Source organism: Aeromicrobium sp. (assembly GCF_036675695.1).
In the GTDB taxonomy this organism is placed as follows: Bacteria; Actinomycetota; Actinomycetes; order Propionibacteriales; family Nocardioidaceae; genus Aeromicrobium.
In genome coordinates this window covers 17559-28525 of the sequence record NZ_JAKFEL010000011.1, presented here as the reverse complement: position 1 = coordinate 28525, position 10967 = coordinate 17559, and the positions used below count along the sequence as shown (strand labels likewise).

Sequence of the window (10967 nt, the reverse complement as noted above, 5' to 3'; positions counted from 1 at the left end):
CTGGAACCACAGCGTCAGGAACACGCCGGTGAGGAGCAGGACCACGAAGCTCCACAGCGCGATCTCGCCGAGCATGAACGACCAGTGCTCGGGGAAGACCTTGCGGACCTGCTTCTTGGAGATGGTGGCCAGACCGAGGCGGTCGTCCAGCCACTTGACGGGGCCGCCGGCCTTCTTGCCCAGACCGGTGTCTTCGATGTTGGTGTATTCGTCAGGTGCGTCAGTTGTCGTCATGACTTCTTGTCCAACTTCTTCTGATCACGCGCGAGCTCGGGATAGCTCGGGCCGACGATGTGGGGGAAGTCGCTGACGGCAATGAGGTAGCCCTCGCTGTCGACCGCCAGCGGTAGCTGGGGCAGTGCCCGGTGTGCAGGTCCGAAGATGACCTTGCCGTTGTCGGCGAGATCGAACGTCGACTGGTGGCACGGGCAGAGCACGTGGTGCGTCTGCTGTTCGTACAAGCTGATCGGGCAACCAACGTGGGTGCAGATCTTGGAATAGCAGAGGATTCCGTCGATGCCCCAGTTCTCGCGGCCCTTGGCCGGAGTGACGTCCTCGGGGCGCATACGTACGACGATGACGGCGGCCTTGGACTTGGCCTGCAGGAGCTCCTTGCCGTGCAGGACGTGCTCACCGTGCTCGTCAGTTTCGTACATGATCGCCGGCTCGGCGTTGACCAGGGCGCCGACCTCGAGGTCAGACGGCTTGATCGGTGTGCCGGAGACGTCGTTGACGACCCGCATGCCCTTCGTCCAGACCGTCTTGCGCTGGCCGTGGGGGAGTGGGCCCATGTCGCCGAGCAGGATCACAGCGGGCAGGCCCAGGGCGCCCATCGCGCCCAACAGGCTGTTGCGGATCAAGGGGCGGCGGCCGATGGCTGACTCGTTGATGCCCTTGTTGAGGTCGGCCAGAACCGACTCACGGTCCTCGTCGGACGAGGCCACGGGGTGGCGCATCTCGATGATCTCGTGATCGCCCATGAGCTTCTTGGCCCACTGGATGATGCCAACGCCCATGAGCAGCAGAGCGCCGCCAAGGGTGGAGCCGAGGGTGAAGTTCATGGCCGACCAGCCGAGGAACGTCTGGTCCTTGTCGATCGTCACGTAGGCAACGCAGAAGCCGAGCATCAGAAGAGTTGCGAGACCGAACATGCCGGAGATCTGGCGTTCAGTACGGCGCGCAGCCTTCGGGTCGACGTCCTGTGGACGCTCCTGGTGTTCCTGGAGTCCAGGGTTCTTGATCGGCTCCGAGGCGTCGGGGCCCTCAACTAGGTCAGTCACTTCTTCACCCTTGCTCCGTGCGCGCCGATCCAGATCGCGAAACCTACGAGACCACCAATTCCGATGACCCAGGTGAAAAGGCCGTCGACGACGGGGCCGTGGCCACCGCCCGCCATTCCACCGTATTCAGGCTGGGACTGGATCTTCTTGATGTAGGCGATGACGTTGCGCTTTTCCTCGGGCGTGATGGTGGTGTCGGCGAACACCGGCATCTGCTGAGGGCCTGTCGTCATGGCTTCATAGATGTGCTTGGCGTCGACGCCCTTGAGCGTCGGGGCGTAGCGGCCGCTCGGCAGTGCGCCACCGGCGCCGACCGAGTTGTGGCACGCCGTGCAGTTGGTGCGGAAGAACTCGCCGCCCTCGGCGAGGCCTTCGGCGGAGACGCCGTCGGTGTCGAGGTACTCGTCGGCGGGGATCGCGGGGCCAGGTGCAAGTGAGGCGATATAGGCGGAGACCTGACGGGTCTCTTCCGCGGTGTACTCGGGGTCCTTGCGAGGTGCCTGAGGTCCGGAGTTGGCGAGCGGCATACGTCCGGTGCCGACCTGGAAGTCGACAGCAGCAGCGCCGACTCCGACCAGGGTGGGACCGTAGTTGCCATCGCGCTTGGTCTGGATGCCTTCGGCGTTCTTGCCGTGGCAGCTCGAGCAACCGATGAGGAAGAGCTGGCGTCCGGCCTCGATGTCGCGAGCGGATGCCTCCTCAGCAGTGGCGGGCTTCGGCGCGAACGCGGAGTACATGCCGCCGGCTACGACGAGTCCCATGAGGAGCACGACGAATCCAGCGAGGGGATGCCGGCGTCGGGTCGACAGTTTCCGCACCAAGAACCTCATTCCTAGGAGTCAGCTTCAGCGTACCGACGATTGACGTCGTACTTGGTAGTGAGGTTTACCTTGCTCATTTGAGCAGGTAAATCGTCGCGAACAGGCCCACCCAGACGATGTCGACGAAGTGCCAGTAGTAGGACACGACAATCGCTGAGATTGCTTGCTCATGCGTGAACTTGCGCGCGACAAAGGTGCGAGCGATCACGAGCAGGAAGGCGATGAGTCCGCCGAGGACGTGGAGTCCGTGGAAGCCAGTGGCGAGATAGAACATGCTGCCGTAGGGCGAGCTGGAGATCGTGGTGTGCTCGGTGACCAGCGTTGCGTACTCGGTGGCCTGACCGGCGATGAAGATCGCGCCCATGAAGTAGGTGAGGACGAACCACTCACGCATGCCCCACTTGCCGATCTGGAGGAGCGAGCCGGTGCGACCGGGCTTGCCGCGCTCAGCTGCGAACACGCCGAACTGGCAGGTGACCGACGACAGCACGAGGATCGTGGTGTTGATGGTCGCGAAGGGGAGGTCGAGCTTTGCTGTCTCCTGAGACCAAAGATCAGGGGAGATGTTGCGGATCGTGAAGTACGCCGCAAACAATCCAGCAAAGAACATGAGCTCACTGGAGAGCCACACAATGGTGCCCACCGTCACCATGGACGGACGGCCTTCCTGGCCGTGGAGGCGGGACGCGGGAATCACGGAGGTAGTTGCCACGCGCTCATTATGTACGATTGCGACCGTGAGTGAGCACAAGCCCCTACGTGTCCTGATCTACAGCGATGATCGTGACGTTCGCGCCACCGTCATCTCTGCTCTTGGAGCGCGTCCTCACCCGGATCTTCCACCGTTCGAATACCTTGAAGTTGCAACGGAACCGGTGGTCTTCCAGCACCTCGATGACGCCAAGGCAGACCTGGTGATCCTCGACGGTGAGGCAGTGCCGGCAGGTGGCATGGGCATCGCCCGTCAGGTCAAGGACGAGATCTTCAACGCACCGCCGATCCTGGTGATCACCGGTCGCCCGCAAGATGCGTGGCTCGCCACCTGGTCTCGCGCCGAGGCCGTTGTCTCGCAACCACTCGACCCGATTCACCTTGCCGAGGTCGTCATCGACCTCGCCCGTGGTGTGCTCCAACCCGGCTGACGATCGTGTCCAAAGCTGCCGGGTCACTAGCCCCTTCAAAATCGTGGCCTGACGTTCTGGGACCGCTTGTCTCGGGCCAGGACCTTGACGCGTCGTCGACGACCTGGGCGATGGAAGAAATTCTCTCGGGCAACGCCACTCCGGCGCAGATTGCCGGTTTCGCCATTGCGCTGCGGGCCAAGGGGGAGACGATCGAAGAGGTTCAAGGCCTCGTCGATGCGATGTATCGCCATGCGATCCCGCTCAAGGTCGAGGGTCGCGTCGTCGACATCGTCGGAACGGGCGGCGATCTGGCCAAGACCGTCAACATCTCCACCATGTCGGCGGTCGTCATTGCTGGTGCAGGCATCCGAGTCGTCAAGCACGGCAACCGTGCAGCATCGAGCGCGAGTGGTGCCGCCGACGTCCTCGAGCAGCTCGGTGTACGACTCGACGTCTCCCCGACCAAGCTCGTGGAAGTGCTCGAGGCGGTTGGCATCACGTTCTGCTTCGCACCGGTATTCCACGCGGGCTACCGCTTCACCGCGGTGCCACGTCGTGAGCTTGGCGTTCCCACGACGTTCAACTTCCTTGGACCGCTCGTCAATCCGGCAAAGCCAGCGGCGTCGGCCATCGGGGTCGCCGATGGGCGGATGGGCCCGATCATGGCGAGCGTCCTCGCTCGACGTGGCGCAGACGCGTTCGTGTTCCGAGGCGATGACGGTCTCGATGAGATCACCACCACGACGACGACCACGGTCTGGATCGCTGACGGCGCGTCCGGTTCGGTGGCCGAAGACTCGATCGACCCGCGCGCCTTCGGCTTCGACTACACACCCGGCACTGAGCTCACGGGCGGCGACGCCGCGTTCAACGCCAAGGTCTTCGAACAGGTGCTCAGCGGCGAACCATCATCCGTACGCACGGCCGTGCTCCTCAACGCAGGCGCTGGAATTGCAGCTCATGAAGCTGCAACAGGCGATCTCAAGTCTCGACTGCAGGCTGGCATCGACCGGGCGACTGAGTCGATTGACTCGGGTTCGGCGGCAAAGGTTCTCGACAACTGGGCCAAGACAACCCAGACCCTCGTGTAGGTACGCTGACGAAATGATCACCGCCATCGTCTTCATCCAGGCTGATGTCTCTCGCATCACGGAGACCGCCAAGCAGATCGCCGACATCGACGGGGTCAGCGAGGTCTATTCGGTGACGGGCGAGATCGACCTCGTCGCGATGGTCCGCGTACGCGAGGTTGACGCCGTCGCCAAGGTCGTCGCGGACCAGCTCAACAAGGTTGAAGGTGTCCTGTCGACGCAGACTCAGATCGCGTTCCAGACCTTCAGCCAGCACGATCTCGAATCGACGTTCTCGATCGGTCTCTAGGCCGCGTCCTAGCTCGGGCGCTGGAGTTCCTGCCAGCGTGAGTCGGCAAGCTCGAACGGTATGAGATGTCGCGCGCCGCTCTGCAGCGACGTGTGCCAGGTGCCGCGCACCATGCGGATGCCGGGGGAGTCGAGCCATCGCAACAGGCACTCGGTCTCCTCGACCGTTGCCGCCGGGATCGGCCCGAAGCCGGCTGGGACTGTCTCGGCAGTTGCGAGCAGCGCATCGACCCATCCCGACGGGTGGGTACCGCGCGGAAGGATGCCGGCACCGGCGAGCCGGCCGTAGCGGATGACATGCACCTCCCAGCCCTCGTCGTGAGGGGCGGCAGCGACGAGCTCCGGCTCACCGGTCACCTCTCGGAGACGCTGCGTGCGTACGGAGGCCCGCAGGAACGAAGTGAGGCGATCGCGCCACGTGGCCGCCTCCTCAAACCGCTCGTTGCGGGCGAGGTAGAGCATGTGCGAGTGCACGGCAGCGACGAGATCTTCGGGATCGCCCACCATTGCGCGGCGAACGCGGTTGACCTCGGCGTCATAGATCTCGATGTCGACAGAGCCATCGCAAGGCGACAGGCAGTGGCCCATCTCCTTCAGCGCGCAGGGCGAGCTGCGTGCCTTGAGCGCCAGCCGTGGAGTGCACTGCCGGATCTTGAACGAGTCGTGGAGTGCTGTCAGCGCGCCCTCGGCGGATTGGCGCCCACGAAACGGTCCGATGTAGTCGGCCTCGTCGTCGAGGACCACGCGCACGATCGACAGCCGCGGCCACGGCTCGCGGGTCAGCTTGAGCCAGGTGAGCTTGTCGGGGAACTTGGACCGTCGGTTGAACGGCGGGCGGTGCTTGCCGATCAGGCGGAGCTCACGCACCTGGGCTTCGAGCGGAGTGGCGCAGACGATGCCTTCGATGCGCTGGGCCAGCATGACCATCTGTCCCATGCGGGTGCGCGTCTCGGCCTTGGTGAAGTAGGAGCGGGTGCGAGCGCGGAGGTTGCGCGAGGTGCCGATGTAGAGGGGCTCGTCCTTGGAGTCGCGGAAGACGTAGACGCCGGGAGCGACGGGCAGGTGGTCGGCGAGGTGCCGCTTCTTGCGCTGCTCGGGCGTGACCTTGGAGGTGTAGGTCGAGACCTCTTCGAGCGTCGTCACGCCGAGATTGCCCAGGCGCTCGAACAGCCCGTGCAGCACGTCGACCGTTGCACGAGCGTCCGAGAGTGCGCGGTGATTGGGAGTCGTCGTCGCGTGGAACTTCATTGCCAGCGTCGACAGCTTGCAGTTGGGGACCTCGTCGCGGGTGAGTGCGCGGCGAGCAAGAACGGCGGTGTCGAGCACCTCGAAGCCGGGCCAGGGGATGTCGAGCTCGCGAGCGTTGTGCTTGAGGAACCCGACATCGAACGGCGCGTTGTGTGCCACGAGGACGCTGCCCTTGGCGAACTCGAGGAAGCTGGGGAGCACCTCGGCGATGCGTGGTGCCGAGATCACCATCTGGTTGGTGATGCCGGTCAGCACCGTGATGAACGCGGGTATGAGCTCGTCGGGGTTGACCAAGGACTGGAACTCGCCGAGAACCTCACCGCCGCACACCTTGACCGCGCCGAACTCGGTGATCTTGGAGCCACCTGCGGCCGAACCTCCCGTCGTCTCGAGGTCGACGACACAGAAGGTTGTGGAGGACAGGGGGCGACCGAGCTCGTCGAAGGTTCCCTGGACTTCCTGCACGCGGCAAACGCTAAGCGCGCCCACCGACAGACCTGCGCAATCTGCAATCCTCGGCGTTTTTGTCCGAGGCCGTCCCTAACGTCATATACGTACTCGCCAGCTGGGTGAGTCGCACAGCAGCATCAGGAGGTGCCGACATGCATGATCACCCAACCACCGACTCCGTCGTCGTCGACTGCGACCGGTGCCTCGTACGCAGCCCCGGCGCATGTGGCGACTGCATCGTCACCGTCCTTCTCGGCACGCCACCGGCCGGCATCGAGATCGATGCCCAGGAGATGGCCGCCCTCGAGGTGCTGGCCGATGCAGGCTGCGTGCCCCCGCTGCGCCTCGTGACTCCTGGTTCTGTGTCATCAGTCACTCCCGACTCTGTTGCATTAGTCACTCCCGTGACGGGGCCCGAGGTAGAAGCCGTCTGAGCAACGCGTCTTAGGTTGATCTGACCCCACGCTCCACCTAGAGTGGGCCACTGTGCGTCCGGTGAACGGCGGCCTCCAGGTCGGCGTCGGGCGCACCGCCTAATCGTCACAGTGGTGGGGAAGACTTCTGAGACGAACCGGGGACCCATGTAAGTGGGGTGAATCGGATCGCGCTTCTAGGTAAAACTAGTCGTGCGGACCGTAGGGCATACCTTGGCCCGAACCCGTCAGCTCACCTGGTAGGCGTCGAAGGTAGGAGTTCTTGCGTGCGACAGCCACGTAATCGAGCACGGAGCCGCGTTCTGGTAGCGGTGTCATCACTTGCAGTCGTAGGCGCGATGTTTGCGTTCCCTTCAGCCCAGGCTGACCCTGCCCCGACCGTTGAGAGCATCGAGACATCGCTGCACGAGATCGAGGCGATGAACGAGCAGGTCAACCAGATCGGCGTACGCGCCAAGCAGACCCGCAACGAGATCGCCGACCTCAGCGACGACATCTCCGAAGCGATGGTCGGCTACAACCAGCAGAAGGAACAGCTGAGCACCGCGATCGTCCAGCAGCAGATGGACGCGCCGCTCGGTCCGACCGTCAACCTCTTCGGCAGCGGCGACCCCGAGCAGTTCCTCGCTGGCCTCGGCGCCGTCCAGGCCCTCAACAGCACTCGCGCCGACGCTCTTGAGCAGTTCGGCGAGACGAGCAAGGCGCTGAAGAACCGTCGCGCCCAGCTGAAGGACCGCCAGGACGAGCTCGCAGCCGCCAAGAAGCGTTCGGCAAAGACCCGCAAGGAGATCCGCAAGCAGTACGACGCGGTCAAGGCGCAGATTGCCCAGCTCAGCCCCGCTGACCAGGCGAAGCTCGACTCGGGCACGACCAAGATCGACTTCGAGCCGGTCGCTTCGGGTCGCGCTCAGACCGCGATCAACTTCGCGCTGGCCCAGCTCGGCGAACCGTACGGATGGGGTGGAACTGGCCCCAGCCGATGGGACTGCTCTGGCCTCGTCATGAAGTCGTGGGCAGCGGCGGGCATCTCGCTGCCTCGTGTCGTCGGCCCGCAGTACGCCGCCACCAAGCCCATCTCGGCCAGCCAGCTGCAGCCGGGCGACCTCGTCTTCTACGGCGACATGTCGCACGATGGCATCTACCTCGGCAAGGGTCGCGTGATCCACGCTCCCCGACCGGGACGCAGCGTCGAAATCACCGGGCTCAGCGGCTACAGCAAGTTTGGCCGGGTTGGCTGACCAGCGACGCCTGTCGCCGAATGTCACCGCTGCACTGGTTCTCGTTGTGCTCGGTGCTGCCCTTTTGCTCTGGCAGCGACCGTGGGAAGGCTCGTCCGAGCCAGACGCCGTCGTAGAGGTGCCTGCCAACGCGAGCGCACTCCTGACACAGCAGTTCCGCGAGCTGTCGGAGGCGAGCTCTGAATCAGAGTTCGTCGCCGCAGCTGGCTCGAGCAGCTCGGCTCAGACGTTTGCCCGCGAGGCCTGGTCTGCGCGGGAAGCGCTGGGTGCACGCGACGTCGGCCTGCGCTACATCGCAGGCGGTGAAGTCGCCGATCGCGCTGACGGATCGACTCAGGCTGACGTCGAGGTCAGCTGGATGGCTGGCGGCGAATCCGGACTCGCCGAGGAGCTCCGTACGGCCACCGCGAAGTTCCGACTGGACCCACAGGCCGACGGCACGTTCGCGATACGCAGCGTCCGGGCGGGAGCTGGATCGCTGCCGATCTGGCTGTCAGGCGACGTCGAGGTTCACAAGCAAGCCGACACCGTCGTCATCGCGGTGGACGGCGGAGTGGCGGGGCCGATCGAATCGATGACGGAACGCGCTCGTTCAGCCGTCGTCGAGGTGCTCCCGGACGCTCGTCGCAAGGTCGTCGTGGTCTCTCCGCACACCCAGGATCAGATGGCGGATCTTGTCGGTCGCAAGGTCGCCGAGATCGACCAGATCGCAGCCGTCACCACCAATCTCGACGGAAGCAACGGAACCGCCGGCGGCGTCGTGATCGTGCTCAACCCCGCGGTCTTCTCGACGATGGACAAACGCGCTGCCCAAGTCGTCCTCACCCACGAGGCGACACACCTCATGACCTCTGCCGTGGGCACCTCGGCTGAGACCTGGGTCGTCGAAGGCTTCGCCGACTTCGTCGCACTGCATGACGACGACGCCCCGTTATCACTCAGCGCCGGTCAGATTCTTGCTGACGTCGAGGCGGACAGGACGCCGACGCGACTGCCGTCCACGGCGGACTTCGCGTCGGCGGGTCACGGACTGGGCGCGTCGTACGAGGCGGCATGGATGATCTTCCGGATGCTCGCCGAGTCGCACGGCGATTCAGACATCGTCGCGTTCTACGAGGACGTGCTCGGCGGTACGAAGCTTGACCGGGCGTTGTCGAACGCGTTCGGGCTGAGCGTCGATCGGCTCACGGCCGACTGGCGGCGCTACCTGGTGAAGAGCGCTTCGACCGTGTCGTGAAAGTCGCGCAGGACGGCGTTGCGCTTGACCTTGAACGACGGCGTCAGATAGCCGTTGGCCTCGGTCCAGTCCTCCGACATGATCTTGAACTTGCGGATCGCCTCGGCCTGCGACACCTGTGAGTTGGCGTCGTCGATCGCCTTCTGGATCTCAGCATTGAGCTCGGGATCCTTCAGGCTGCCGGTCCACGACTCCGAATCGATCGTGACGAGCGCCGCTACGAAGGGCTTGCCATCGCCGACCACCAGGCACTGACTGACGTGCGGGTGCGCGCGTACACGTTCCTCGAGCACGGCCGGCGCGACATTCTTGCCACCCGCCGTGACGATGATCTCCTTGCGGCGCCCGGTGATGCGTACGTATCCGTCATCGTCGACCTCGCCGAGATCGCCGGTGGCGAACCAACCGTCTGGATCAAGCGCCTCGGCCGTTGCCTCGTCGTTGTTCCAGTAGCCCGTGAAGATCTGAGGGCCACGGAAGCTGAGCTCACCGTCGCTGGTCACGCGTACCTCGGTGCCTGGCATTGGACGACCGACGGTGCCGATCCGCTGGTCCTTTGGCGTGTTGACGCACAACGCAGCCGTCGTCTCGGTGAGCCCGTAGCCTTCGAGGATCGTGACGCCGATTCCGCGATAGAAGTGTGCGAGTCGCTCGCCGAGCGGAGCCCCACCCGAGATCGCCCATTGCGCTTTGCCGCCGAGGGCCTCGCGGATCTTGCTGTAGACGAGCCCGTCGAACACCTTGTGCTGCCCGCGAAGGACGAGTCCGGGCCCGCCGGTGTCGAGCGCCTTGCTGTACGCGATCGCGGTCTGCGCTGCCCGGTCGAACACCTTGCCGCGCCCGTTGGCGTACGCCTTGGTGCTGGCTGAGTTGAAGACCTTCTCGAACACGCGTGGGACAGCGAGCACGAAGGTGGGCTGGAAGTCGCCGAGGTGGCGGGGGAGGTCCTTGATGTCGGCGGTGTGGCCGACCTTGACGCCGGAGCGGATCGAGCCGACTGGGATGATGCGCGCAAAGACATGAGCCAGCGGCAGGAACAGCAGCGTGGAGGCATCCTTGGCATCGAACAGCTCGGGGAGCTGCTGGGTCGCCGCCTCCAGTTCCGCACGGAAGTTGCCGTGCGTCAGCTTGCAGCCCTTGGGCTTGCCGGTCGTTCCTGAGGTGTAGATCAGGGTCGCCAGAGTCGCGCTGGTCAAGGCTGAGCGGCGAGCCTCGACGTCCGCGTCACTGACCTTCGTACCGCCCGCCTTGATCTCGTCGAAGGCCCCTGACTCGATGCACCAGAGCTTCTTGAGGTGCTTGGACTTGGCTTCCTTGATGTTCGCCTCATGAACGGATGTCTCGACGATCGCGGCGATCGCTCCCGAGTCCTTGAGGATCCATTCGATCTGCGCGACGGACGAGGTCTCGTAGACGGGCACTGTCGTCGCGCCGATCCACCAGATGGCGTAGTCGGCCACGGTCCACTCATAACGCGTCTTGGACAGGATCACGACACGGTCGCCCGCCTTGACCCCAGCGGCGATGAGGCCCTTGGCGAAGTCCAGAACCTGCCCGTGGAACGCGCCGAGCGTCACGTCCTGCCAGTAGCCGTCAACCTGGCGGGCAAGCGCCACGTCATCGACGTGCGCAGGGAGGCGGTCGAGGATGTCCAGGGAGAGGTTGCCCGGATCGCTTCGCTCACTCACGTACGCAGGCTACCCGGAGCGTTCGCCTCCGCCTCAACCACTAGCATGGGAGCACACAATCAGACCGT

General features: G+C 64.5%; 11 protein-coding genes, 1 pseudogene and 1 riboswitch. Of the genes and pseudogenes, 6 read left to right on the top strand and 6 right to left on the bottom strand.

Going from position 1 to position 10967, the window contains the following annotated elements:
* The 4 genes and pseudogenes from V6M39_RS00510 to ctaE all read right to left on the bottom strand — a co-directional run.
* Positions 1-234 (bottom strand): annotated as a pseudogene (locus tag V6M39_RS00510) (ubiquinol-cytochrome c reductase cytochrome b subunit); the annotation flags it as partial.
* Positions 231-1280, bottom strand: coding sequence for a cytochrome bc1 complex Rieske iron-sulfur subunit (gene qcrA, locus V6M39_RS00505; protein ID WP_332641707.1), 1050 nt, complete (start codon positions 1278-1280; stop codon positions 231-233). The gene qcrA and the pseudogene V6M39_RS00510, both read right to left, overlap by 4 nt.
* Entirely contained in the window at positions 1277-2098 is an 822-nt protein-coding gene (qcrC, locus tag V6M39_RS00500; RefSeq protein ID WP_332641710.1) for a cytochrome bc1 complex diheme cytochrome c subunit, read from the bottom strand. The genes qcrA and qcrC overlap by 4 nt, the downstream gene beginning before the upstream one ends.
* A 76-nt stretch (positions 2099-2174) precedes the next feature.
* Positions 2175-2813, bottom strand: a complete 639-nt coding sequence (gene ctaE / locus V6M39_RS00495) for an aa3-type cytochrome oxidase subunit III (RefSeq protein ID WP_442880634.1) — start codon at positions 2811-2813, stop codon at positions 2175-2177.
* A gap of 25 nt (positions 2814-2838) precedes the next feature.
* On the opposite strand from ctaE, the gene V6M39_RS00490 reads away from it, so the two are divergent.
* From V6M39_RS00490 to V6M39_RS00480, 3 genes are read left to right on the top strand one after another with little or no spacing between them, the layout of a single operon-like run.
* Complete coding sequence (locus V6M39_RS00490; protein ID WP_332641706.1) at positions 2839-3243, top strand: hypothetical protein; 405 nt, start codon at positions 2839-2841, stop codon at positions 3241-3243.
* A 5-nt stretch (positions 3244-3248) separates the two neighbouring features.
* A complete protein-coding gene (gene trpD / locus V6M39_RS00485; RefSeq protein ID WP_332641705.1) occupies positions 3249-4316 on the top strand; it encodes an anthranilate phosphoribosyltransferase in 1068 nt (355 codons plus the stop codon).
* Between the two features lie 13 nt (positions 4317-4329).
* Positions 4330-4605 (top strand): Lrp/AsnC family transcriptional regulator, encoded by a 276-nt coding sequence (locus V6M39_RS00480; RefSeq protein WP_332641704.1) that lies wholly within the window; start codon positions 4330-4332, stop codon positions 4603-4605.
* A gap of 8 nt (positions 4606-4613) precedes the next feature.
* Here the strand turns inward: V6M39_RS00480 and V6M39_RS00475 are convergent, their stop codons facing one another.
* On the bottom strand, positions 4614-6317 hold the full coding sequence (locus V6M39_RS00475) for a DEDD exonuclease domain-containing protein (protein ID WP_332641702.1): 1704 nt from the start codon (positions 6315-6317) through the stop codon (positions 4614-4616).
* A 137-nt stretch (positions 6318-6454) separates the two neighbouring features.
* Here V6M39_RS00475 and V6M39_RS00470 point away from each other — a divergent pair, with 137 nt between their 5' ends.
* From V6M39_RS00470 to V6M39_RS00460, 3 genes are all read left to right on the top strand, one after another.
* On the top strand, positions 6455-6736 hold the full coding sequence (locus tag V6M39_RS00470) for a hypothetical protein (protein ID WP_332641701.1): 282 nt from the start codon (positions 6455-6457) through the stop codon (positions 6734-6736).
* An 86-nt stretch (positions 6737-6822) separates the two neighbouring features.
* Positions 6823-6997, top strand: a riboswitch (cyclic di-AMP (ydaO/yuaA leader).
* A 50-nt stretch (positions 6998-7047) separates the two neighbouring features.
* The gene (locus tag V6M39_RS00465; protein ID WP_332641700.1) at positions 7048-7974 is read left to right on the top strand and encodes a C40 family peptidase; all 927 of its coding nucleotides are present in this window, start codon (positions 7048-7050) and stop codon (positions 7972-7974) included.
* Positions 7967-9211: a basic secretory protein-like protein gene (locus V6M39_RS00460; protein WP_332641699.1), complete on the top strand. Its 1245-nt coding sequence runs from the start codon at positions 7967-7969 to the stop codon at positions 9209-9211. Before V6M39_RS00465 ends, V6M39_RS00460 begins: the two co-directional genes overlap by 8 nt.
* On the opposite strand, the gene V6M39_RS00455 is transcribed toward V6M39_RS00460, so the two are convergent.
* Positions 9178-10899 carry an AMP-dependent synthetase/ligase gene (locus V6M39_RS00455; RefSeq protein WP_332641698.1) on the bottom strand — a complete coding sequence of 574 codons (1722 nt, stop codon included), beginning with the start codon at positions 10897-10899 and terminating at the stop codon, positions 9178-9180. The genes V6M39_RS00460 and V6M39_RS00455 overlap by 34 nt on opposite strands.
* Positions 10900-10967: the final 68 nt, after the last annotated feature.

Coding starts and splice junctions, on each gene's coding strand:
- V6M39_RS00480 (WP_332641704.1), top strand. CDS start 4,330: ATGATCACCGCCATCGTCTTCATCCAGGCTGATGTCTCTCGCATCACG.
- V6M39_RS00470 (WP_332641701.1), top strand. CDS start 6,455: ATGCATGATCACCCAACCACCGACTCCGTCGTCGTCGACTGCGACCGG.